Source organism: Halonotius roseus (assembly GCF_006861655.1).
In the GTDB taxonomy this organism is placed as follows: Archaea; Halobacteriota; Halobacteria; order Halobacteriales; family Haloferacaceae; genus Halonotius; species Halonotius roseus.
This window is the reverse complement of sequence record NZ_SESI01000001.1, coordinates 829,117-851,081: the sequence shown is the minus strand read 5'-3', so window position 1 is coordinate 851,081 and position 21,965 is coordinate 829,117. Positions and strand designations below refer to the sequence as shown.

The window sequence follows — 21,965 nt, the reverse complement described above, 5'->3', positions numbered from 1 at the left end:
AATCATGAGTGTAGTAACTGAATACGACATCGACAAGCTTGACGAGGCGGACAACGTCGAGCTCACCGACGAACGACTCGAAAACGGCTCGAAAGGCAAACTGATCAAACTCGCTGGGCAGCTCCGCGACCGGCGCAACGAGCTCAACCAGATGGCATCCGAGCGCGCCGACAAGCGCGACGAGCTCAACGCCAAAACACGCGAGAAGGTCGACGAAGCCCAGGAACACCGCGAGCAACGCGACGAGCTCAACGAGGAAGTCCAGGAGCACAAGGACAAGCGCAACGAGCTCAACGCCGAGGCCAACGAACTTTTCGACGAGGTCGAGGAGATGAAGGAGGATCTCGAGCTCGACGAGGGGAAATCCATCGAGGAGCTCGAATCCGAGATCGAGGATCTGGAGTTCCAACAGCAGACCGAGGTGCTGTCCTCGGAGGACGAACAGGAGCTCATCGAAAAGATCGAGGCCAAACGCGAGGAGCTCGCCGAAAAGAAGGATAAGGTCGACAACAGCGGTGAACTCGACGAGCTCGTCGAGGAAGCCGAGGAGGTTCGCTCCGAGGCCTCCCAACACCACCAGAAGGTCACCGAGCTCGCCGACAAGGCCCAAGAGCACCACAACCAGATGATCGAGGCCTACCGCGAGGCCGACGAGGTGCGCGACGAGGCCGACGAGATGCACGAGCTGTTCGTCGAGGCCCAGGAAGCGGCCGACCGCCACCACGAGGACTTCGTCAGCGTCCAGAAGCGACTCCGCGAGCTGGACAAAGAGGAAGAAGAAGAGCGCAAAGACGAGCGTCAGGAGAAGATGGAAGAGGAGAAGCAGGAAGCCGAGGATATCTACCAGAAGTTCAAGGAAGGCGAAACCCTCGAAACCGAGGATCTGATGAAGCTCCAGAAGACGGGGCTGCTCTAAGTCGACGACTGAGCGGATTTGCTTTTTGTTGTGCCAGCATCGATAGCCGCGCGACCGGGAGCCGCGCCATCGCAAGCCGCGCGACCGGGAGCCGCGCCATCGCAAGCCGCGCGACCGCGAGCCACGCCACCGCGAGCCGCGGCGACCGACTGGCTTTTTAGCCACCCGTCTGTTTAGATCGGCTGTGACGACGCTGGTCTGTTGTCTCGACCGCGACAGCACCGTGACGACAGCGACGGGGTTGACCCCGCCGGTTGTCGGCTGGGAGGCGGTGCGGTCGCTGGTGACCGATGTCGGGTTGACCGACCCCGAGGCAACGACCGTCAACTGTCTGCTGGAAGCCCTTCGTGTCACCCGCGATCTCAACGATAGCGGCACCGACGCGATCGTGGCGGTGGTGTCGGCCGGCCCGCCGGGGACGACCGCCCCCGACCGCGCGGTGGCCGACCAGATCGACGAGCTCACCGCCGACTATGATCTGACGGCGACGGTTGTCGTGACGGGAACGACCGACGACGAGCGACTCCTGCCGGTGATCGAAAGCCGGCTGCAGGTCGATGGCGTCGACCGCGTTGTCGTCCGACAGGCTCGGGATATCGAGTCGGCGTACTACCTGCTCAAACAGTTTCTCGCCGACGAGGAGCTGCGGACGACCGTGTTGGTACCGCTCGGGATCAGTCTGTTGTTGGTACCGGCGTTGCTGCTGTGGTTTTCGCCCGCTGTCGCCCTCGCCGGGCTTGCAGCCCTCCTTGGAACTGCGGTGTTGTACAAAGGGTTGGGGATCGACGAATACGTCGGCCGGCTGCCGGAGGTGAGCCGCGAGCTGCTGTACTCCGGGCAGATGTCGGTGGTGACCTACGTGACCGCCGCCGGGTTGACGATCGTCGGTCTCTTTTCGGGTGGGCTCGCTGTGACACCGCTGTCGGTAACGCCGGCCCCGTTGTCGGCGGCTGTCTTCCTCCACAGCAGCAGTCCGTGGCTGACGTTTGCCGGTGTCACCGCCGCCACGGGCCGGCTGCTCGATCGGCTGATAGCCGACTCCGCGTTGCCGACGGCGATGCTCAGCCTGCCGGCCGGCGTGTTGGCGATCGGGATCATCACCCGCGGCTTCACCGGCTATCTGTTGGCGATCGGTCTTCGTGTCGGATCACTTGACCTCGCGCCGATCCACCGGCTGGCCGTCTTTGTCGGTGTGGGCGTCCTCGTCAGTCTGGTCGGTGTTAGGGCGGCGACCGCCCTTGAGACACAGACGAGCGAGTCGATGACGAAGTAGTGAGCCGGTGGTAGAGTGGGTCGATAACGACGTAGTGAGTCGGTTTTAGAGTGAGTCGATGACGATGTAGTGAATCGACGGCGGAGTCGTTAATTGCTCGCGCGGTGCTCGCCGTGTTTGACGCCGATGGCGAGACTGATGAGCCCGAAGATCGCCATCGAGGGGAGTACCATCATCAGGATCGTCGAGGGTGCCATCGGGATCGGCGCGGCGATCAGTCCGCCGATGCCAAGCGCGACGATAGCGATAAACAGTCCAGCGGTGGTTCCGGTCGTAAACTCCATACTCAGGGTAGGGGATCCGGCGGCGTAAACGTAGCGGGATCGGTCGATGCTGGATGCGGGATCGATTACGAATCGTCTTTCGGGCGGATGATGTTGGCAAACGCCACCAGCCCACCGAGGAACCACCCCAGCGGCACCGACAGCGAGAGCCACATCAGCACGTAGCCGGTTCCCTCCAGGGTGAACTGCTCGCGGATGATGTCGTTGAGTCCGCCGACACTGAGTGGCCCATCGAGAATCCCGATCGCCAAATCCTCGCTCCACGGGAAGATGGTTTCCTGCAGTGTCGGCTCGAAGAGTGCTGCGACGACCGGCGGTAGAAACAGTGCAGTCATCGCGGCCGGGTAGGCCAACAAGACGCTTACTGCCCGTCCACCAGCACGGCTGAATAACACCGCTAACGCCGCCGAGACTGTCGCCACGACGCTGGCGGCGACGACCGCGAGGAACCCTTCGGCGTTGAGACTGATCGTACCGACAGTTCCAAACTGGTAGCTTGCGACCGCCGATAATACGCCCCAGACAACGATCGATACCAGTACCGCACCGATAATCCCAAGTCGAGTTGCCGCGCTATCGAGTCTGATCGCGTAAAACCGCGTCCCGTAACCGATCAGCAACAGCGGGTAGCCGATCAACACCAGCGGCAGCCCGATCGCCGCCCACAGGTAGTAGCCGGCCGTCTGGACGCCGGTTTCCGGCTTCCATTTTCCAAGGACGTGTCCGGGATCGAGCTGCCGCGGGAAGACGACCTCCATCCACGTCTCGTGGAGCCGCGTGAGGTCGATGCGGATCGCGCCGATCAACCCGGGTGACCGCTGTGCCATTGCTATCTACTGACCCGCGGGAGTATGTGAAGGTTGTGTTCTGTCAGTTGTTCCACGGGCCGAAGTCGGGATCGACCCGCCGGTCGGTGGTTTCGATGCTGTCGATGGTGTCGATCTCCGCGTCGGACAGCGAGACCGACAGCGACGCCCAGTTGTCACGGATGTGGTCGCCCCCCGTTGCCTTCGGGATCGCCGTGATCCCGTGGTGGCGCAGCCACGCCAGGCTGATCTGGGCCGGGCTCACGCCGTGGTCGTCGGCGATCGATTCGATCTCGGGGATATCGAAGACCTCCCCGCGGGCCAGCGGCGAGTAGGCGACAAGTTCGATGTCGTGGTCGGCACAGACCTCCCGAAGCTCCTCCTGTTGGAGCAGCGGATGGATCTCGACCTGATTGGCGAAGATCGGCGCGTCCGAGAGCTCGATGGCCTCGGCGAGCTGCTCGGGCTCGAAGTTGCTGACGCCGATCCGGTCGATCTTGCCTTGGTCGTAGAGCTCGTTGAACGCGGCGAGGGTGTCCTCGGCGTCGTAGGTTCGGGACGGCCAGTGGACGTACAGCAGGTCGACGCTGTCGACGCCAAGGCGATCAAGGCTCGCTTCTGCGGTTTCGAGCACGTCGTCGTAGGCGAGATTGTCGATCCAGATCTTGGTGGCGAGGAACACGTCCTCGCGGTCGACGGCGGCCTGTTCGATCCCGTTGCCGACGGCGGCCTCGTTGCCGTAGGCTTGGGCGGTGTCGATGTGTCGGTAGCCGGTTTCGAGGGCGGTGGCAACCGACTCGGCGCAGGCCTCGGGATCGCTGTTTTTCCACGTGCCGAGCCCCAACATCGGCATCTCGTCGGCGGTCGGACAGTCGTCGCTAACGGGGAGTTCGTTTGTTGCCATCACCGGAGTATTGTGCTGTCGCCGAAAATGGGTTGTGGTCAGCCGCGATTCGTGTCAGAAAGCCTGCTGTCTCAGTATTTCGGATCGGCCCCGGTGATCTCGTAGAGATCATCCATGATCCCGTCTCGCACCGACTGCCATGCTGGGAACCCTTCGGGGCTTGCGGGGTAGCGGGCGTAGTGCTCCGAGAGCTCCGTGGCCTTCGAGCGAACCTTGGCAAGCTCCAACAGCTCCTCCCAGTGACCGAAGGTGTCGACAAGCGTCCGGAGCTTCAGCGACAGCGGCATCGACGCGGTGCCAGTGCCGGCCAAGGCGTCGGCGAGGTGTTGGCCCGGCACCGACGACACCATCTCGGTGATCTCCTGGACGCTGCTTGTCGTCCCCCAAATATTGTAGAGATCGATGGCCGCGAAATGTTTGCCGAAGCCGGTCATCACCTCGCGGTTGTACTCCCAGAGGTTGGCCTCGCTCACGTCGCCGTCGGCGATCGCCCCGATCGCCTGTTTGGTCGCCCAGTAGGCCGACTTCGCCGCCCCCGGGATGCCGCCGCCGGTCGTCGGGTTGACGTGGCCGGCGGCGTCGCCGACCGCCATATAGCCGTCGGCGACCGCCGAATCGTACGGCCGGCGGGTCGGCAACGCCGCGCCGAGCTTGTCGGTCACCCGGGGGTTGACCAGATCCGGGCGATCCTCGACGGCTCGCTTGAGCTCCGGCACCATCTGCATCTCCGGTTGATCCATCTGGAAGCCCAGCCCGGCGTTGATCTCCGTCGCCGTCCGGGGGAAATACCAGAGATAGCCGAGCTCTTTGGTCGGCTTGAAGACGATGGCATCGTTCCACTCGACCGGCTCGTCGACATCGACGATCTCCCGATACGCCGAACAGAACTGCGAGTACCGAACGTTGGTGTCGAAGTAGCTGTCGTCGAAGTCGGTTTTCTCCTGGAGGATCGACAGCGCGCCGGCGGCGTCGATGACGACCTCGGCGTCGTAGCTGACGGGCTCGCCCTTGCGGGTGCCGACGACGCCGGTGACGGTGCCGTCGTCGGCCTGTTGTACGTCCTGGACGACCGTGTCGTAATGGATCTCGCTGCCGACGCGGTCGGCTTCCTCCAGCAGCACCTCACCGTAGCGTTTTCGATCGAGTACCGCGCCGGGCTCGCCGAACTCGATCTCGATATCCTCGCCATCGGCGGGGTTTTCGAAGACCGCTCGGCGGATCTCACGATTGGTAAATGATTCATCCTTGAGATAGTCGAGATCGATCACGTCGGGGAACGTGCTTTTCCCCTTGATCGCGTCGCCGCAGGCGATATGGCCGGCGTCGGCCTCGGATTTCCGCTCTACGATCACGACATCGAGCCCCTCGGTGGCGGCGGTCGCCGCGGCGAAGGCCCCGGCGGTACCCCCACCGACGACCACGATATCGTAGGCGTCGGAGGACATACACCTGCTATCAGGGTGCCGAGTAAAAAAGTGCGTCATCCGCGCCGGCCACTCGGCACCGAAACCAGTTACCCGCCGGCAGCGATCCTCGCAAAGTGCCTCGATCGGTGAACGCAACGGCGTTCCTTTCGGTCACCAACTATCAGTATCTTTTCATCGGAGTTATACTAATAACCGTGTATCCTCCATGCATGTATTCACGACGACAGGCGATCGCCGCCACCGGGCTTGGCATCGCCGCGCTCAGCGGCTGTACGGATCTCGCCGAGTTTGCGAGCGGGAGTGGGCCGCTCTCGGCGACCGCCCAGCCGGCGACGATCGCCGAACAGACGCTCAACGAGACAGGGTACTCGCTCGCCAACCGGGACACCCTCGAAATCAACGAATCGGTTGAAGCCGGCGGGGAAACACGCCGTGTTGAGATCACAAACCAGGTCGCCACCTACGAGCGACCGATCGATCTCGCGGCGGCGGCACTCGGTGATTCGGCGTCGGCCAGCAGTAGCGACGCTGATACTGTTGATCAGGGGGATCTGCCGGATGATGTCGATCCCGAAGACTTGCCGGATGACTTTGATGAGGAGGATCTGCCGGACGGTGTCGACCCCGACAATCTTCCGAACGCCCTCGGCGGGGAACAATCGGTGACGGCTCCGTATCGGATCGCCGGTTCCGAGGGGTCAGCAAGCCCACAACAGCTTGGCGGGACTGATTCGGCGAGCAGCATCTTCGTTGTCGTGAGCACGCCTGGCTTTGAGTTTCTGGGACAATCGCTGAACCCGCTTGGACAGCTCGATAACGAAGCATTAGCGACCGAATTGGCCGGTCAAGTCGGACAGCTCTCTGTGGGGAGCGAGCAGTCAACGACAACACGAGATGTGCTGGGCTCCGAGACAACCGTCTCGACGTTTGATGGCACCCTCAGTCAGAGCGGTGCTGAGATCGATATCGGGATCGTCGTCACCGCGGTGACCAACGAGGGTGATTACGTGATCGGGTTCGGTGCCTACCCCCAGCTCCGTGCTGAGACGGGATCGACCAACGCGTCAGCACTGTTGGGCGGCCTTGAACATCCGGTGTCGACGGGGTAATCAATCCCACGTCACCCACAGCAGAAACGCCAGCGCGACTGACTGGAAGACGTGGATGACGATGTTGGCCTGCCAGGCCAGCGGCGGCATATCGGTCGCAAACCACGACGCCAACACCGGGTGGAACAGATAGAAGTACAGCGACAGCAGATTCTGGGCGAGCAACACGATCCCGAAGATCGCCAGGCCGAGGCCGTGTTTTGAAGCGAACGCCCGGTAGTTGCGCAGCCAGATCCCTGTCAGGACGACCAGCATCCCTGCGTTTAACGCGACGCTCACCCGGGCAATATCCACCAACCCGATCATCGATCCGCTCCCCTGTGATGTGTCGTTGTCATACTGATAGCTCCTCGGCGATCTCCTCGATCAGATCCCAGTTGTGCTGGGCCGTTTCAGTCGGCGAGTACACCGCCCCATACCCGTCACCGGTTTTTGTGACGATCCCGTGTTCCAACAGCACGTCCAAGTGATGCCGGATCGTCGAGTAGTCGAGATCCAGCATCTCAGCCAACTGGTTGGCGTTCCGTGGTCGGTCGTCGATAGCCCGGAGGATGCGGACGCGATTGGGTCCGCCACGGGTACCGGTCAACACGTACCACAGAACGGCCTCCATATCACCAGTGTCGGCTGCAACCAGCCTAAAGATATCGTTGTTACGAAACAGTGACACCTGTGGCCGGTTGCTCCCCGGCGTCGATGGCGGGCTGTTCGATGGCGGGAGGGCTCCTACTCGGCGTCAACGACTAATTCGAGGTCGAACGGCGCGTCAGCGGGGGCGTCGTCGGGCGCGAGGTAGCCGACCGCGAACCCGGTGTAGACGACGCCGGCCTCCGGGGCGACATCGAACTCGGCGACGACATCGCCGTCGTTGTTCTCGGTCGCCGGGCGAACCTCTAGGGTGTACTCGCCGGCGGCGACGGTCGTCGACCCCGCCGCGCCGAACGGCACGTCGGTGAACAGCGGGTCGCCGCCGACGGTCACGTCAACGTTCGGCGCGTCCGGTGCGGCGTGGACGAGCCGGATCCGGGCCTCCTCGCCGGGATCGGAGACATCGTCCTCGTAGACCTCGACGCCGAAGGCCTCGTTCTCCTCGGCGAGTTCGCCGAGCGCAGCGATGGTGAACTCCCCGGCGGGGACTTCGAGTTCCTGATCGTAGACGACAGTATCCATGTCGCCGGCGGCAGTGATCATCACCTGGTAGGTGCCCGACTGGATGTCGAGGTAGTCGCTGACCGTCCGGTAGGGTACGTCCTCAAGGACGGCGTCGCCGGCGACGTAGACATCGACGTTCGGCGCGTCCGGCGAGAGGTGGGCGACCCGGATGCTCGCGTCGGGTTCGCTCTCCTCGTCGCCGTTGGATTCCTCCTCGCTCATCTCCTCGTCGCTTCCGTCGCCGGATTCCTCGCTGCCATCGCCACCGCCGCCACCGCCGCCTCCGGCGCCGGATTCCTCGCTGCCATCGCCACCGCCGCCACCGCCGCCTCCGGCGCAGCCAGCGAGGGTGCCGATCAGTGCGAGACCACCAGCGGACTTCAGTACCGTTCGTCGGTCATGTGTTGACATCGTCGGATAGATCAACGACTCTCTCTAACATGAATCATTTCCGAGGTTTCTCCGGGGTCACGCCGGGGTAGGGCCGAACTCTTTCCCAAATTCGACCGGAATCGTTGCTGGCACAGGACGGAGAAAACACTTAGTTGCCGATTGTGAAGCGGTGTGGTATGAGGCGACGGTCGGTTCTCCTCTCGGTTGCTGCTGTGGTTCCGCTCTCAGGCTGTTCGTTCTCTCGCGCCGAGAGCGGCAATATCCAGATCGCAAACCAGACCGACCAAACGGTGTGGAAGACGATCACTGTTCAGCGCGAGGGTGGGCTCCTTTCGGATGCAGCAACGGTGTATGACCGCCGGACGAAAACACCGCCGACGGCGGGCTATCGATCGACGCTTACCGATGTCGCACCGCCGGGCAGATACGAGGTCACGGTCACATTCGAGGCGACAGAAACAGCGCAGGAAAGCGGCGTTCAGACGACGCAGTGGTCGCCAACGGGCGAGCCGAGTGCATCCCTAATTGTAACTCTAACTCCGGATTTCAGCGTCGAATTCCGCACCCAGTGAGCAGTCAGTAGAACTCCCGCACCAGATCAGTCGCATCCTCGGGCGCGCCGTCGGGGATCTCAGCCATGTTTTCGGTGAGGCCGTGTTCCGCGCCGTAGGCGTTGGCCTGTTCGTTCTGATAGAGCACGCCCTGATACTCGTTTTCGGCGTCAAGGATCACGTCTTGAGCTGCCTCAAGGTCAGTTGGATCGTGATCGGTTTCGCCGACATCGACCAGCTCGTCGCGGAAGTAGTCGTAGGTGTCGACGTCGTTGAACGTCACACACGGGCTGAAGACGTTGACGAAGCCGAACCCGTCGTGTTCGATCGCCTCTTGGACGATCTCGGTGTGTCGCATCGCATCCGACGAGAACGATTGGGCGATAAACGTCGCGCCCGCCGACAGCGCGAGCGCGAGCGGGTTCACTGGCGGCTGTTTCGGCCCCTCCGGCGTCGTCGACGTTTCGAAGTCCTCACGCGAGGTCGGTGAGGCTTGGCCCTTCGTCAGCCCGTAGATTCGGTTGTCCATGACGACGTAGGTCATATCGACGTTCCGGCGGACAGCGTGGATGAAGTGGCCAACACCGATGGAGTAGCCGTCGCCGTCGCCGCCGGCGGCCATCACTTCGAGGTCGGGATTGGCCATCTTGACGCCCGCCGCCAACGGCAGGGCCCGACCGTGAACGCCGTGGAGCGCGTAGCTGTGCATGTACGTCCCGATCTTGCCGGAACAGCCAATTCCAGCAACGACAAAGGTGTTGTCGGGGTCGTTGCCGGTGTTGGCGAGTGCTTTCATCATCCCGTTCATCGTCCCGAAGTCACCGCAGCCGGGACACCAGGTCGGTTGTTTGTCGGATTTGAAGTCGGTGAAACGTACGTCTGAGCTCATTGTGATACCTCCGGGGCGTCGGCGAGAGCCCCGCTGATCCGCTCGGCGAGTTCGTCCGCGGTAAAGCGAACGCCGTTGTACTTGTTGATCCGGTCGACGCGGGCGAGGGCGTCGCGTTCGAGCAGGTCGGCGAACTGGCCGTTGTTGTTGCACTCGACGACAAACACGTCCTCGGCGTCGTCGATGGCGTCACTCAGGTCGGGCCGCGGGAAGATGTACGGCACCGAGATGAACCGCACGTCGATCCCGCGGTCGGCGAGCATGTCGATGGCTTCGACCATCGCGCCCTCGTTGGAGCCCCACGAGACGATCAGCGTGTCGGCGTCGCTTTCGCCGAACTCTCGGGGCTCCCACTCCTCTCGCTGTTCGGCCGTCTCGACCTTCCGGTCGCGTTTGTCGACCTGTTTGATCCGCATGTCAGTGTCCTCCGTACGCCGACCCAACTCGTCGTGTTCGAGGCCGGTCGTCATGTGGGCGCCCTCGTCCGTACCGGGAACCGCCCGCGGGCTGATCCCGTCCTCGGTGATGGCGTGCGGTTTGAACTGGCCCTTTTCGTTCTGCCACTCGGCGAGGCCGTCCTCGTCGACGAGCTTCCCGCGGTCGATCTCCACCTCGTCCATATTGAATGCGTCGGGCTCGAAGGTCTGTTCGGTCACCGCTAGGGAGAGGTCGGCGGTGAGGTAGACTGGCAGCTGGTATTTTTCGGCGAGGTTGAACGCCTCGACGGTCTTCCAGAAGCATTCATCGATCGTTGTCGGCGCGAGCACAAAGCGGGGGATCTCGCCGTGACCACCATACAGCATCGCGTTGAGATCGCCCTGTTCCTGTTTGGTCGGCATCCCTGTCGAGGGCCCCGACCGCATCACATTACAGATGACCAGTGGCGTTTCGGTCGTCGCCACGAGTCCAAAGGTTTCGGCCATGAGATCGATCCCCGGCCCCGATGTTGCGGTCATCGATCGGGCACCTGCGCGGGCCGCGCCCAGTGCCATGTTGATCGCCGAGAGTTCGTCCTCGGCCTGGACGACGTGGCCGCCGTACTGCTCGATCCGGCCCTTGAGGTACTCCATCACATCGGTCGCTGGCGTGATCGGGTAGCCGGCGTAGTACCGACAGCCGGCGGCGATCGCGCCCATGCCGATGGCCTCATCGCCGTTCAACAGGACGTAGTCGTTGTCGGTCGTTTCGAGGTCGTAGTCGAACTCGTGATCGTGGTTCTCATCGACGTAGGATTGGCCCTTCCGGGCGGCCTCCTTGTTGTTGTCGACGAGCTTCTGGCCTTTCGCGCCGAACCGCTTTTCGAGCGCGCTGTCGAGGTTTTCGATCGGGAACCCGGTGACCGCACAGGCCGCCCCCAGCGCGACGACGTTGCGCATGATCGCGCCGCCGGCGTCCTCGGCGAGCCGTTTGAGGGGCACGTCGAGGCCGACGACGTCGTCGGGGATCGGCGCGTCCTGCATCGTGGTGCGCTCGCCGTCGTAGATGATCACCGAGCCATCATGGAGCTCATCGCGGTTCTCCTCGATGGTTCGGGGGGTCAACGCGATCAACACGTCGAGACGGTTGACGACACTCTGGACGCGGTCGACCGACGTGCGGATCTTGTACGCCGTGTATCCGCCGCGGATACGTGAGGCGAAATCCTTCGAGGTGAACACGTGGCGGCCGGCCCGCGAGAGTGCCTGAGCGAAGATCTTCCCCGTAGAGTCGATGCCGTCGCCGGCCTCGCCGCCGACAGCCCAGTTGAAATCCGCAGGCATTGGTAGTGTCCGCCCTACTTCACCACAAATCAAAAGGCTTCTGAAACACCACCCGCTGTACCGGCAGTATTCCGGGCTTCTGTTCGGATATCTACAAACGAAGATGACGTTTTTAACCGTTTCCGGTTGCGCACATGGTCGTGTTCAGATAAGCCGGGGAAACTGGAACCATCTCGAAAGCCCCGCGCGCTGGCGTTGGGGGCTCTCACGGCTCCCTTCGGTCGCCGTTTGAGCGACCGTGGTCTCCCTACGGTCGACCACGCGCTCGCTGCGCGCGATGATCGTGATCACCACCGACCAGCCAACCGCCGCCACACCAGAGAACAAAGACCCTTTGGCGTCGCTCCCGAAGGAGGTGTATGGATGCGACGGTGACGGTCACAGACGTGACCGCAGTCGGCCCCGAGACGGTCGCCATCGAGTTCGAAACCCCCGACGGGTTCAGTGCGCAGCCGGGACAGTTCGTCAAGCTGCTGGCGACCGTCGACGGCGAGGAGTACGCCCGATTTTATACGCTCTCCTCGCCCGACGTGGTCGACACCTTCGAGATCACCGTCGAGATCGATCCCGACGAGAGCGGCCCGTTCAGCGAGCATCTCGCCGCCCTCTCGGCCGGCGACACGATCGACATGAGCGGCCCGTTCGGATCGGACTACTACGAGGGTGAACCCCGCGTTGTCGTGTTGGCTGGCGGCCCCGGCATCGGGCCGGCCATCGGCATCGGTGAGCGCGCGGTCGCCGACGGCAACGCGGCACATCTCGTCTACCGCGCCGAAACACCGGTACACGAAACGCGGCTTGACGCGCTTGCGGAGGCCGGCGCGACCGTCACGATCACGACCGACGAGGAGTTTGCCGCCGCGGTCGACGAGGCGGTCACCGCCGATGATGGAGAACAGGTGTTTGTCTACGGCTTCGACGAGTTTGTGACCGCGGCGACCGACGCGATCGACGCTGCCGGTGGCGACGCGGATGCCGCGAAAGTCGAAAACTTCGGTTAGTCGCCGCTGTTGACCGCCATCTCCGTTCCGCCGTCGTACTGGGGATGGGTGTCGGCCCCGACCCGTGGGAGCCGCAGCGCGATCCGCGTGCCGGGGTCGGCGTCGTCGATATGGATATCCCCGCCGAGCAGCGACATCGCCCAGTAGACCAGCCACAGGCCCAGCCCCGTCCCGTGTTGGAGCGGCGTCTCCTCGCCGGTTTCGATCGCCTGCCGCTCGTGTTCGGGGATCCCCGGGCCGTTGTCGGTGATGACGACCTCGACAGCCTGCTCGCCGTCGCGGGTGACCGTCTCGGTGGTTAGCTTCACCTCCGGTGTCGACCGGTCGTTGTGGACGACCGCGTTGCTGACCAGCTCCGAGAGCGCCATCTTCAGCCGCACGTCGGCGTTGACGTACAGCGACTCCTCGGGGGCGTCGACGACGACCCGCGCCTCCGGGTGGCGATCCTCGAACTCCCTGGCGACCCGCGCGAGCAACGCCTGCACGTCGCAGGCGGTCGTCGTCGACCGCCCCTGATCGAACAGCGACCGGACGGTGACCGCCTTCTCGCTGAGCTCTTCGAGGTTCGACACCCGGCGTTCGATCCCCTCGACGTGGCGTTTGAGCTCGTCGCTGTCCTCGTCGAGCCCGTTTTCGAGCATCGTCGCGTTGCCGTCGATCACGTTCAGCGCGTTCCGGAGGTTGTGGCGCAACACCCGGTTGAGCACATCGAGCTGTTGGTCGCGCTCTTTCCGGGTCGTGATATCCTGGAGTGTCAGCTCGAAGACCGGGCCGTCGTCGGTTTCGGTGACGATGCCGGAGACCTCCCCCCAGATCTGGTTGCCGTCGACGGTCTCAAACCGTAGTTCGACGTTGTCGACGGTGCCGTCCTCCAGCAGTTGGTCGCTGAAGGCCTTTCGATCCTCGGGGTCGGCGTAGATGTCGCTGACGGGTCGGTTCTCGAAGTAGTCCTTCGAGTCGGCCCCAAGGATCTCCACAAGTCCCTGATTGACGAGCTTGAACTCGCCGTCGGCCCCCGGTGTTGTTCGATAGACGCCGATCGGGAGGTTCTCGACGAGTCGCTCATACCGCTGGAGCGTCTCCTCCCGACGTTTCTGGTCGCTGATGTCGACGTACAGATGGATGTATTCGGCAGCCTGCTCGCCGTCGACGGGGACGCCATGAAACAGGAACTCGCCGGTGCCGTCGACGGTCTCACAGGTCGTTTCGGTTGTGATCCGGCGGTTGCTCTCGTCGGTGTTGATCGGGCGGTTGTGGCCTGCTGACTCCGTGTCGGCATCGGCAAGGTTGGAGGCCACCGTCGTCTTCGGTGGTTCCGTGGTGTCGCCGAACGTCCGGTCGAACTCGCTGTTGCTGGCGATGATCCGTTCGGTGCCGTCGTCGCCGACGGTGTTGGCGATCGGTTCGGGGATGGCGTCGAAGACCGCCTCAAATCGGTTGCGCTGCTCCCGAAGCTGGCGTTCGACGAGCTTGTTGCGACAGGCCTCCGCAAGCTTCTCGTTGAGCGGTGTCAACGCCGACTGTGTTGCGGTGTCGATCGCCCCACCCTGTTTGCCGATGACGAGGACGCCAAACTCCGGCAGGGGAAACAGATAGTAGTGGGTGCCGTCGGCTGGCTCCGCGTGGATCGGGAGCTCATCGGTCGAGACCTCCGCAAGCCGGTCGATCGCGGTCGCCAGCAGGCTGTTGTCTGTCGGATCGGCCGGGATCGTTGCTGTCGGCTCATAGCCCTCGTCGGTCGCCCGGAAGATCCCGCCGACCGAGCAGTTGAGCTTTCGGAGATAGCCCGCCAGCGCGGTGTCAGCCGTGTCGGTGAGCGTCTCCTTCCCGCCGATCGAGAGGGCGATCTCATAGAGGGCCTGCACCCGCTGTTGGCGCTCAGGCATCCGTACTCACCGCCGCAACGACCGCTGTTTTGTTGTAGTAGTCGAGATGGCCGGTGCCGTCGTTGGCGATCTCGCCGATCGTGAGCGCGCCGACCATCGGCAGCGCGTCGGTGTCGATCGCGCTAACCTCCCGATCGAAGCTGTCTTCGAGATACAGCTGCCGGGAGATACAGTCGAAGACACAGAGCGTTTCGGCGTCCTCGGCGACCGTCTCATCGCCGAGTGCGGTGTCGGCCGCCTGCTCGGCGGCCCCGATCAGCGTGTCGGGCTCCCCGGAGAGGACGGTCACGAACTCACCCTCCGGGACGGGGCCGAAACAGCTGATCGCCGCGCCGTCGACGGCGAACGGGTCGCGGACGATCGGCTCGCCGTCCAGCCGGCTGATGCCGAACGGGTGGGCGGTGGCGGTCTCGAAAAACGAGTCCCGTTGCAGCGTCGCCTCGGCGTTGGTTTCGATCGCGTCCTTGTATACGTCGAAGGCCGGCTCGCCGTCAAGTTCGCGGATCGTGCCGCCGTCGGCGTCGGTGACGCGGAAGGGGCCGGCGAGCTCCTCCCAGCCGTGGCGAACCCCGATCCCGATCGGCCGATCGACGACCGCCATCACCGCCGCATCCTCGATGACGCCGTCGGCGGTGAACAGACACGGCCCGTCGTCGTCAAGGCGGCCGGCACCGCCGCCGACAACGCTGAGTCCGACACTGTAGGTGCGGAACAGCGCGTCGATCAGCGATTCAACCCCATCGGGGCCGGCGTAGGCGTCGACAAAGACGAACGCGGCCTCGGAGCCGCCGGCCGGCAGCGAGGCGTCGAGATCGGTGTCGGGCTCGCTCAGCTCGGAGACAACCGTGATCGTTGGTTCGTTCGGCAGACCGATCGCCAGCAACCCGGAGTCGTGTCGCTCGCCGTCGGCGATCACCTGTGGAAACACCCCGCCACAGACCGGTACCGGCACTGACTGCAGCGTTGTCTCAAACCCCCCGTTTGTCACATCCACAGACGGCGTCGCCAACAGCACCAGCCCCGCGACATCGCCACGGGAGCCGAGCGTGGTAAGCTCGGATCGAAGCTCCTCACCTGTCGCCGAGCTGTAGACACACTCCATTAATTACCGGTTCTTACTAGTTATTGTATTAAGACCTTGCGGCACCTGTTGATAGAGCTACAGATTGTCTCAGGGCACCTGCTGATGGAATTACAGATTGTCTCAGGGCACCTGCTGATGGAATTACAGATTGTCTCAGGGCACCTGCTGATGGAATTACAGATTGTCTCAGGGCACCTGCTGATGGAATTACAGATTGTCTCAGGATGGTCACCGCCCCGATTCCAATCGGCTGAAAACGGGTGGGTAGATTTATCATGGATAATCAACTGAAATCAGACACCAATGGCTGATCCTGATGTCGAACTCGAAGCCAGACTCGCCGAACAGGATTCCTTCGAACCGCCAGCCGATTTTGTCGAGCAGGCAAACGTCACCGACCCCGATATCTACGATGAGTTTGAGGCCAACTGGCCGGACTGCTGGACGGGCGCCGCCGACATGCTCGATTGGAACACCGAATATACGGAAATCCTCGACGACAGCAACCCGCCGTTCTACCAGTGGTTTGCCGACGGCGAACTGAACGCCTCGGCGAACTGTCTCGACCGCCATCTCGACGAGCGCGGCGACGAGGCCGCAATCGAGTGGGTCGGCGAACCGACCGACGAGGCCAACCGCACCTACACCTATCAGGAGCTTCACGACGAGGTCAACGCCTTCGCCGCCGCGCTTCGCGCTCAGGGCGTCGAAGAAGACGACATCGTCACGCTGTATATGCCGATGATCCCGGAGCTGCCGATCGCCATGCTGGCGTGTGCCCGGATCGGCGCGCCCCACTCGGTCGTCTTCGCGGGCTTTTCGGCCGACGCCCTGGCGACGCGGATGAACGCCGCCGACTCCGAACACCTGATCACCTGTGATGGCTACTACCGCCGCGGCGATCCGCTGGATCACTTCGAGAAAGCGACCAAGGGACTGGCCGGCGTCGATCACGACACCGATACGATCGTCGTCAACCGTCTTCCCGACGCCGACAGCTTCGATCACGATCTCTCGGCCCACGACACCTACGCCGACCTCGTCGCCGCCCATGAGGGTGAGACGGTCGATCCCGTCGCCCGCAACGCCGAGGATATGCTGTTTCTCATGTATACCTCCGGAACGACCGGCCAGCCGAAGGGGGTCAAACACACGACCGGCGGTTACCTCTCGTGGGCCACGTGGACCTCCCATGCCGTCCTCGACATCAAACCCGAGGACACCTACTTCTGTGCGGCCGATATCGGCTGGATCACCGGCCACTCCTACATCGTCTACGGGCCGCTCGCCTTGGGCACGACGACGATGATGTACGAGGGGACGCCGGATTATCCCGACCGCCATCGCCTCTGGGAGATCATCGAGGAGTACGAAGCCAACCAACTGTACACCGCGCCGACGGCGATCCGCTCGTTCATGAAGTGGGGCGAGAAGTACCCTGACGCCCACGATCTCTCCTCGTTGCGGCTGCTCGGCACCGTCGGCGAGCCGATCAACCCACGCGCGTGGAAATGGTACTACCAACACATCGGCGACGAGTCCTGCCCGGTTGTCGACACCTGGTGGCAGACCGAAACCGGCGGGATGATGCTGACGACGCTGCCGGCGATCGGCGAGATGAAACCCGGTTCGGCGGGGCCGCCGCTGCCGGGGATCAGTGCGGATATCGTCGACGTACGCGGCAGCCCGGTCGGCGCGGGCGAGGCCGGCTATCTCGTCGTCAACAAGCCGTGGCCCGGCATGCTGCGCACGCTGTACCAAAACGACGATCGCTTTATCAACGAATACTGGCGAGAATACTCACAGGTCGACAGCGACGACTCGGCCGACTGGGTGTACTTCCCCGAGGACGGCGCGAAACTCGACGCCGACGGCTACTTCACCGTCCTCGGCCGTGTCGACGACGTGCTCAACGTCTCGGGCCACCGGCTCGGGACGATGGAGATCGAATCCGCGATCGTCGGCGTTGAGGGCGTCGCCGAGGCCGCCGTCGTCGGCGGCGACCACGAGATCAAAGGCGAGGCGGTCTACGCCTACGTCATCACCGAGGATGGCTACGAGGAAAACGACACGCTCCGCGATCGGATCATCGAGGGTGTCGAAGACGCCATCGGCCCGATCGCCCGCCCCGAGAAGGTTGTCTTCACGCCGGAACTCCCGAAAACCCGTTCAGGGAAGATCATGCGCCGTCTCTTGGAAAACATCGCCAACGACGACGAGCTCGGCGATACAAGCACGCTGCGGAATCCTGAGATCGTCGACGATATTCAGCGGGCTGCCGGCGACGACTAACTCGCGGGCTGCTGCCGCCAGCTACTCGCCTTTTCGCTTGACGAACTCGAAGCCGTTGTCGTCGGGATCGCCGGTCGACAGCTCGTTGCCGTCAAGCGGCTTGGTCGCCCCATTCATCCCATCAGGGTCGGCATCGGCGGCGTTTTTGACGATCTTTTCGGCGTTCTGTAGATCGGCGACACCGCCCATCCCGAGGACAGTGTCGTCGTCCGCGTCGCTCGTCTCGTCCGCCTCGCTTGCCGCCCCGGTGAGGACGAGGCTGTCGGCGATCTCCTGGTACGCCGTTGCCGCCGGGCTGTCGGGATCGAACAAACAGACCGGCTCGCTCATATCTTGGGCGGCGGCGACCGTCCCATCCTCCGGGACGACGCCGACCAGATCGGTTTCGAGAAACGTCGCCAACCGCTCGGGCGGTGGCGCGCGACCGGAGCCCGCCCGGACGAAGACGGCACCCATCACCTCGCCGTTGACGCGGTTGGCGAGCTCGATGGTCTTTTTCGCGTCGCGGATCGCGGCAACTCGCGGCGTCGAGACGATCAACACCTCATCGGCCAGCCGGAGTGGGTAGATCGTCTCGGGGCTGACGCCGGCTGCGGTATCAAGCAAAACGAAATCGTAGGCCGGCCGGAGGCTGCGGATCACCGGCGCGAGGGCGGCGACGTTGATCGCGTTGAACCCGGCCAACTCGGTACCGGAGGGCAGCACGTGCATGCGGTCGTCGATCGGATACAGGGCCTCGGTTGTTGGTGCGGTACCGGATAACACGTCGTGAAGGGTGCGGTCGGGCTCAAACTGCAGGAAATCGATGATGTTCGCCATCGCAAGATCGAGTTCGACGACGGCGACAGTTTGGCCGGTCTGCGCTAACGAGACCCCGAGATTGATCGCGGTCGTCGTCTTGCCGACACCGCCTTTCGCGCCTGCGACTGCGATGACTCTCCCCTCACCCATATCCGCTATTCACACCGACACATGCATAAATCATGTTATTAATATGTTGGCTCTCGGGATCGTCTCGCGGTCGCCGCGACCAACAAGCGTAAACCCCCGGTTTCGGAACACATGCTCACCCGATGGCGTTCGACAGCCTGCCGGTCGTGGCCCTCCTTCGTGCGAGCGCGCTGGTGAGCCTGCTGGCCGTCTTCGCTCACGCCCTCCGGTATCGATCGAACCCGGTCGCCCGACCGTTTGTCCTCCTGGTAGGCTCTCAGACGCTTTGGGCAACGCTCGTGTTGGGGCCGTCGATCCTCGGCGTCGACGCGTCTATCCCCGTTTTCGGCAGCGACCTTCGCGGGCTGGCGATCACCGCCGCGGCCGTCGCCGGCCCGATCCTGTGGCTGCGGTACGCCCTCGCGTTTACCGGCCGCAGCGAGCTGCTGACCCGCCGCCGGGAGCTGCTGGCGGCGACGCCGATCGCTCTGCTGCCGACGCTGATCTTAGTTCGGGAGGCTGCCGGCGAAGCCGCCCCCGACAGCCTCGTCGGGCTCTACTGGCTCGTGGTTATCCTGGTGGTACTCGGCCTGATCGGCTGTCTCGTTGTCGGCTGTTACCTGCTCGTCCGGCTCGCCCGCCGGTATCGACAGGTCAGCTACCGCCAGGTTGCCGTCCTCACAACAGCCCTGCTCGCGCCGTATCTCATGGCGTTCGCCAGCCGGATCAGTCGTCCGACGGCCGGCGGTGACACCGTTGACTACCTGCCGGTCGATGTGACCTTTCTCGGCTTTGGTGTCGCCGCTGTCGGCGTCGTGGTCGCTGTCGATCGCTATCAGGTGTTCACGGCGTTTCCGGAGACCGACGCCGTTGCCCGCGATGAGGTGCTCGAAACGCTTGCGGTCGGGCTATTCCTCATCGACACCGACGACCGGATTCTCGATGCCAACGCCGAGGCCAGCCGGATCGTCGGCAGCTCGGCCGATGCGATCATCGGCCAAGAGTTGGGTGCGGTGCTGCCGGGGATCACCCCGCTGCCGACCGATTCGCCGACGCGGCTCTCGTTGGCGACCGCCGACGGTCACCGTCGCTACGAGGTGACCATCGACGCCGTTGCCGACGGCGATGAGACCACGATCGGCCGAACGGTGCTGTTGCGGGATATCACCGACCGCCAAACACGGGAACAACAGCTTGCCGTGCTCACCCGGGTACTGCGACACAACCTGCGGAACGATCTGGATACGATCCTCGCCCACGCCGAGGAGATCGAGACCGACACCCTCCGTGACCGGATCGCCACACAGATCGAACACACCCAGCGGACGGCGACGAAGGCGCGTGCGGTCGAGACGGTGCTGGGGGCCTCACAACAACAGCGACAGGAGGTTGATCTGCTTGCGACCGTCGACTCGGTTGTCGGCTCGCTCCGTGAGACCTATGACTGTGAGCTCACCGTTCAGACGCCGGCGACGCTCCAGGTTGTCTCCCACGAGCCGCTGCTCAGGCGGCTGCTCACCGAGCTGCTCGAAAATGGGATCGAACACACCGATGCCGACCGCCCGCGCGTCGAGCTTGCGATCAGCGTCGACGACGGCGTCGTTCGCATCGAGATCAGCGACGACGGGCCCGGCATCCCGGCCCATGAGTTCGATGTGCTGGAGGCGGGCAGCGAAACGCCACTGCGCCACGGCTCGGGGATCGGCCTCTGGATCGTGACGTGGATCGTCGACTATCTCGGCGGCGACCTCAGCTTCGAGTCGACAGCGGAGGGGAGTACGGTTCGCGTGCTGCTGTCCGGTACGCCGATCGTCGACGCGAATAGTGGTTGATCGTTGTGCGTTGGGGCCCACTCAGAGGTAGGCGGCGTCCCACTGTGCGGCCTTGCGGCTGTTGGCACACTCCTCGCAGTCGAGTCGGCCCATCGGATCCATCCCAACCGCGAGGCTGCCACAGCCGCCGCAGATGTAGCCGTACCGCTCGCTGCGGTCGCTGTCGGCGTAGACAACATAGAATGGTGCGTCCGAGCCGTCGGCGCGCTCGTTGTACGCCGCATATCCGGTGCCATCGGCCGTCCGTACCGCGGCGGTCAACACGTCGCTGTCGCCGGTCTCGGCACTCATACAGGAGACTATCATGTACAATAACTAAAGATGTGCGTACCGCTCATAGAACTGGACGCGCGTTTGGTTCAACTCTCAGCCGCCGGCTGCTGGAACCCTACGATTACTCGTTTTCTGACCCGTTGGCTGGTGTCGAATCGTCCTCCTCGGCTGGGGGATTCCGTGTCGGCTCCACATCGTCGACCCGGTCGGCGACGACGGTGACCGCGAGCAAGAGCACCCCGAGGATCAGCGCGATCGTGAGCGCGCCGTAGGCCGCCAACCCAAGCCGGGTTGCCGGAAACGGGATGAGAAACAAAAATCGGGGTGACTCGATTTCGCCGACGACACCCGCCGCGAGGTAGCCGGCAACCCCGGTGAAACAGACGATCACGCCGTAGAGGGCGACAACAAGCCGCCGGCCGCCGACGTTTGTGGCCATACACCGGCTGGGGGTGGCACGCAGTTACCCGTTTCGTCCGATCGATGTTGTTTCCGTTTCGTCTGATCGATGTCGTTTCGGTTCCGTCCGATCGATGTTGTTTCGATTTTCTCCGACCGATGTCGTTTTGGGGTCGGCAGCCCAACCTCTGGTATGGATGACAGCGACCTGCTCGGCATTGTTCTCGGCGGGATCGCGCTGATGATGTTTGTGACCGGCATCGTGCTGGTGGTGTAATCAGCCGACGGCGGGTCAGCTCTCAGCGAGCAGCCGGTCGCGGAACGCGTCGGCCGCGGCCGTATCGGCAAAGGTGAGGACGAACCGACCACCCCACCCGCCGCCCGCCATCTCCGCTGCGAGCTCGGCGTTGATCCCGAACTGATTGATCCGTTCGCCGTCGAAGGTGAGAGTGACCGTTGCCGCCTCGTAGCTGCTATCGAGGTCGACAGCGGCGGCTGTCTCGGTGACTGATTCGGTTCCCGCCGCGGTGAGTTCGATCGGCACCGACGGCCCGGTCTGTGGCCGTGTTGCGACGGCACCGACGCGCGCGATGTCACCGGTCGTAAACAACGTCCGGCTGTCGTCGCCGACTTCGAGTGTCGCCTCCAGTGTGGCGTCGTCGGTGATCTCGCTCGCTTCACTGTCTGATGGCTCTTCGTTGTCTGCTGCTGACCCTGTTGGCTGTCCCAGACAGCCGACGACGCTGCCGGCAACGAACACTCCGCCGGATGCGAGGATCGCGTCTCGTCGCAGCATATCAGCAC

Annotated in this window: 23 protein-coding genes; 8 read left to right on the top strand and 15 right to left on the bottom strand. The window is 63.6% G+C overall.

Annotated elements, in window-relative coordinates; all coding sequences use genetic code 11:
• The first annotated feature begins 4 nt into the window (after positions 1–4).
• Both EWF95_RS04490 and EWF95_RS04485 read left to right on the top strand, forming a co-directional pair.
• Positions 5–916, top strand: coding sequence for a coiled-coil protein (locus tag EWF95_RS04490; RefSeq protein ID WP_142442852.1), 912 nt, complete (start codon positions 5–7; stop codon positions 914–916).
• Positions 917–1,100: 184 nt separating this feature from the next.
• Positions 1,101–2,189 (top strand): DUF373 family protein, encoded by a 1,089-nt coding sequence (locus EWF95_RS04485; RefSeq protein ID WP_142442851.1) that lies wholly within the window; start codon positions 1,101–1,103, stop codon positions 2,187–2,189.
• An 89-nt stretch (positions 2,190–2,278) separates the two neighbouring features.
• Here EWF95_RS04485 and EWF95_RS04480 read toward each other — a convergent pair whose 3' ends face one another.
• From EWF95_RS04480 to EWF95_RS04465, 4 genes are all read right to left on the bottom strand, one after another.
• A complete protein-coding gene (locus tag EWF95_RS04480) occupies positions 2,279–2,473 on the bottom strand; it encodes a DUF7333 family protein (RefSeq protein WP_142442850.1) in 195 nt (64 codons plus the stop codon).
• Between the two features lie 65 nt (positions 2,474–2,538).
• Positions 2,539–3,300: a hypothetical protein gene (locus tag EWF95_RS04475; RefSeq protein ID WP_394348576.1), complete on the bottom strand. Its 762-nt coding sequence runs from the start codon at positions 3,298–3,300 to the stop codon at positions 2,539–2,541.
• A gap of 43 nt (positions 3,301–3,343) precedes the next feature.
• Positions 3,344–4,183: an aldo/keto reductase gene (locus tag EWF95_RS04470; RefSeq protein WP_142442849.1), complete on the bottom strand. Its 840-nt coding sequence runs from the start codon at positions 4,181–4,183 to the stop codon at positions 3,344–3,346.
• A gap of 71 nt (positions 4,184–4,254) precedes the next feature.
• Complete coding sequence (locus tag EWF95_RS04465; protein WP_142442848.1) at positions 4,255–5,628, bottom strand: geranylgeranyl reductase family protein; 1,374 nt, start codon at positions 5,626–5,628, stop codon at positions 4,255–4,257.
• 191 nt (positions 5,629–5,819) lie between these two features.
• On the opposite strand from EWF95_RS04465, the gene EWF95_RS04460 reads away from it, so the two are divergent.
• Positions 5,820–6,719 (top strand): DUF6517 family protein, encoded by a 900-nt coding sequence (locus EWF95_RS04460; protein ID WP_142442847.1) that lies wholly within the window; start codon positions 5,820–5,822, stop codon positions 6,717–6,719.
• On the opposite strand, the gene EWF95_RS04455 is transcribed toward EWF95_RS04460, so the two are convergent.
• The 3 genes from EWF95_RS04455 to EWF95_RS04445 form a co-directional block, all read right to left on the bottom strand.
• Entirely contained in the window at positions 6,720–6,998 is a 279-nt protein-coding gene (locus EWF95_RS04455; RefSeq protein WP_321167579.1) for a hypothetical protein, read from the bottom strand. It lies immediately after the preceding gene.
• Positions 6,999–7,053: 55 nt separating this feature from the next.
• Entirely contained in the window at positions 7,054–7,332 is a 279-nt protein-coding gene (locus EWF95_RS04450) for a winged helix-turn-helix domain-containing protein (RefSeq protein WP_142442845.1), read from the bottom strand.
• A gap of 113 nt (positions 7,333–7,445) precedes the next feature.
• The gene (locus EWF95_RS04445) at positions 7,446–8,282 is read right to left on the bottom strand and encodes a DUF4397 domain-containing protein (protein ID WP_142442844.1); all 837 of its coding nucleotides are present in this window, start codon (positions 8,280–8,282) and stop codon (positions 7,446–7,448) included.
• Positions 8,283–8,440: 158 nt separating this feature from the next.
• On the opposite strand from EWF95_RS04445, the gene EWF95_RS04440 reads away from it, so the two are divergent.
• Positions 8,441–8,836: a hypothetical protein gene (locus EWF95_RS04440; RefSeq protein ID WP_142442843.1), complete on the top strand. Its 396-nt coding sequence runs from the start codon at positions 8,441–8,443 to the stop codon at positions 8,834–8,836.
• A 4-nt stretch (positions 8,837–8,840) separates the two neighbouring features.
• Here the strand turns inward: EWF95_RS04440 and EWF95_RS04435 are convergent, their stop codons facing one another.
• Both EWF95_RS04435 and EWF95_RS04430 read right to left on the bottom strand, forming a co-directional pair.
• Positions 8,841–9,704, bottom strand: a complete 864-nt coding sequence (locus EWF95_RS04435; RefSeq protein ID WP_120101017.1) for a 2-oxoacid:ferredoxin oxidoreductase subunit beta — start codon at positions 9,702–9,704, stop codon at positions 8,841–8,843.
• Positions 9,701–11,464, bottom strand: a complete 1,764-nt coding sequence (locus tag EWF95_RS04430; protein ID WP_142442842.1) for a 2-oxoacid:acceptor oxidoreductase subunit alpha — start codon at positions 11,462–11,464, stop codon at positions 9,701–9,703. Before EWF95_RS04430 ends, EWF95_RS04435 begins: the two co-directional genes overlap by 4 nt.
• 359 nt (positions 11,465–11,823) lie before the next feature.
• Between EWF95_RS04430 and EWF95_RS04425 the strand changes: the two genes are divergently transcribed.
• Positions 11,824–12,465: an FAD-dependent oxidoreductase gene (locus EWF95_RS04425; protein ID WP_142442841.1), complete on the top strand. Its 642-nt coding sequence runs from the start codon at positions 11,824–11,826 to the stop codon at positions 12,463–12,465.
• Here EWF95_RS04425 and EWF95_RS04420 read toward each other — a convergent pair.
• The gene (locus tag EWF95_RS04420) at positions 12,462–14,351 is read right to left on the bottom strand and encodes a sensor histidine kinase (protein ID WP_142442840.1); all 1,890 of its coding nucleotides are present in this window, start codon (positions 14,349–14,351) and stop codon (positions 12,462–12,464) included. The two genes, EWF95_RS04425 and EWF95_RS04420, sit on opposite strands and share 4 nt — an antisense overlap.
• On the bottom strand, positions 14,344–15,453 hold the full coding sequence (locus EWF95_RS04415; protein ID WP_142442839.1) for an FIST signal transduction protein: 1,110 nt from the start codon (positions 15,451–15,453) through the stop codon (positions 14,344–14,346). The genes EWF95_RS04420 and EWF95_RS04415 overlap by 8 nt, the downstream gene beginning before the upstream one ends.
• 285 nt (positions 15,454–15,738) lie before the next feature.
• Here EWF95_RS04415 and acs point away from each other — a divergent pair, with 285 nt between their 5' ends.
• On the top strand, positions 15,739–17,727 hold the full coding sequence (acs, locus tag EWF95_RS04410) for an acetate--CoA ligase (protein WP_142442838.1): 1,989 nt from the start codon (positions 15,739–15,741) through the stop codon (positions 17,725–17,727).
• Positions 17,728–17,748: 21 nt separating this feature from the next.
• Here the strand turns inward: acs and EWF95_RS04405 are convergent, their stop codons facing one another.
• Entirely contained in the window at positions 17,749–18,678 is a 930-nt protein-coding gene (locus tag EWF95_RS04405; protein WP_142442837.1) for a MinD/ParA family ATP-binding protein, read from the bottom strand.
• 122 nt (positions 18,679–18,800) lie between these two features.
• Here EWF95_RS04405 and EWF95_RS04400 point away from each other — a divergent pair, with 122 nt between their 5' ends.
• Positions 18,801–20,489 carry an ATP-binding protein gene (locus EWF95_RS04400; protein ID WP_142442836.1) on the top strand — a complete coding sequence of 563 codons (1,689 nt, stop codon included), beginning with the start codon at positions 18,801–18,803 and terminating at the stop codon, positions 20,487–20,489.
• Between the two features lie 21 nt (positions 20,490–20,510).
• On the opposite strand, the gene EWF95_RS04395 is transcribed toward EWF95_RS04400, so the two are convergent.
• Together EWF95_RS04395 and EWF95_RS04390 are read right to left on the bottom strand one after the other, a co-directional pair.
• Positions 20,511–20,780 (bottom strand): DUF5816 domain-containing protein, encoded by a 270-nt coding sequence (locus EWF95_RS04395; protein WP_142442835.1) that lies wholly within the window; start codon positions 20,778–20,780, stop codon positions 20,511–20,513.
• 103 nt (positions 20,781–20,883) lie between these two features.
• Positions 20,884–21,201, bottom strand: coding sequence for a DUF7520 family protein (locus EWF95_RS04390; RefSeq protein ID WP_246055622.1), 318 nt, complete (start codon positions 21,199–21,201; stop codon positions 20,884–20,886).
• Positions 21,202–21,270: 69 nt separating this feature from the next.
• Here EWF95_RS04390 and EWF95_RS13470 point away from each other — a divergent pair, with 69 nt between their 5' ends.
• On the top strand, positions 21,271–21,438 hold the full coding sequence (locus tag EWF95_RS13470; RefSeq protein WP_185911720.1) for a hypothetical protein: 168 nt from the start codon (positions 21,271–21,273) through the stop codon (positions 21,436–21,438).
• Between the two features lie 15 nt (positions 21,439–21,453).
• On the opposite strand, the gene EWF95_RS04385 is transcribed toward EWF95_RS13470, so the two are convergent.
• Positions 21,454–21,957, bottom strand: coding sequence for a hypothetical protein (locus EWF95_RS04385; protein ID WP_142442834.1), 504 nt, complete (start codon positions 21,955–21,957; stop codon positions 21,454–21,456).
• Between the last annotated feature and the right edge of the window lie 8 nt (positions 21,958–21,965).

Coding starts and splice junctions, on each gene's coding strand:
- EWF95_RS04490 (WP_142442852.1), top strand. CDS start 5: ATGAGTGTAGTAACTGAATACGACATCGACAAGCTTGACGAGGCGGAC.
- EWF95_RS04480 (WP_142442850.1), bottom strand. CDS start 2,473: ATGGAGTTTACGACCGGAACCACCGCTGGACTGTTTATCGCTATCGTC.
- EWF95_RS04475 (WP_394348576.1), bottom strand. CDS start 3,300: ATGGCACAGCGGTCACCCGGGTTGATCGGCGCGATCCGCATCGACCTC.
- EWF95_RS04470 (WP_142442849.1), bottom strand. CDS start 4,183: ATGGCAACAAACGAACTCCCCGTTAGCGACGACTGTCCGACCGCCGAC.
- EWF95_RS04465 (WP_142442848.1), bottom strand. CDS start 5,628: ATGTCCTCCGACGCCTACGATATCGTGGTCGTCGGTGGGGGTACCGCC.
- EWF95_RS04460 (WP_142442847.1), top strand. CDS start 5,820: ATGTATTCACGACGACAGGCGATCGCCGCCACCGGGCTTGGCATCGCC.
- EWF95_RS04450 (WP_142442845.1), bottom strand. CDS start 7,332: ATGGAGGCCGTTCTGTGGTACGTGTTGACCGGTACCCGTGGCGGACCC.
- EWF95_RS04445 (WP_142442844.1), bottom strand. CDS start 8,282: ATGTCAACACATGACCGACGAACGGTACTGAAGTCCGCTGGTGGTCTC.
- EWF95_RS04440 (WP_142442843.1), top strand. CDS start 8,441: ATGAGGCGACGGTCGGTTCTCCTCTCGGTTGCTGCTGTGGTTCCGCTC.
- EWF95_RS04435 (WP_120101017.1), bottom strand. CDS start 9,704: ATGAGCTCAGACGTACGTTTCACCGACTTCAAATCCGACAAACAACCG.
- EWF95_RS04430 (WP_142442842.1), bottom strand. CDS start 11,464: ATGCCTGCGGATTTCAACTGGGCTGTCGGCGGCGAGGCCGGCGACGGC.
- EWF95_RS04425 (WP_142442841.1), top strand. CDS start 11,824: ATGGATGCGACGGTGACGGTCACAGACGTGACCGCAGTCGGCCCCGAG.
- EWF95_RS04420 (WP_142442840.1), bottom strand. CDS start 14,351: ATGCCTGAGCGCCAACAGCGGGTGCAGGCCCTCTATGAGATCGCCCTC.
- EWF95_RS04415 (WP_142442839.1), bottom strand. CDS start 15,453: ATGGAGTGTGTCTACAGCTCGGCGACAGGTGAGGAGCTTCGATCCGAG.
- acs (WP_142442838.1), top strand. CDS start 15,739: ATGGCTGATCCTGATGTCGAACTCGAAGCCAGACTCGCCGAACAGGAT.
- EWF95_RS04405 (WP_142442837.1), bottom strand. CDS start 18,678: ATGGGTGAGGGGAGAGTCATCGCAGTCGCAGGCGCGAAAGGCGGTGTC.
- EWF95_RS04400 (WP_142442836.1), top strand. CDS start 18,801: ATGGCGTTCGACAGCCTGCCGGTCGTGGCCCTCCTTCGTGCGAGCGCG.
- EWF95_RS04395 (WP_142442835.1), bottom strand. CDS start 20,780: ATGAGTGCCGAGACCGGCGACAGCGACGTGTTGACCGCCGCGGTACGG.
- EWF95_RS04390 (WP_246055622.1), bottom strand. CDS start 21,201: ATGGCCACAAACGTCGGCGGCCGGCGGCTTGTTGTCGCCCTCTACGGC.
- EWF95_RS13470 (WP_185911720.1), top strand. CDS start 21,271: ATGTCGTTTCGGTTCCGTCCGATCGATGTTGTTTCGATTTTCTCCGAC.
- EWF95_RS04385 (WP_142442834.1), bottom strand. CDS start 21,957: ATGCTGCGACGAGACGCGATCCTCGCATCCGGCGGAGTGTTCGTTGCC.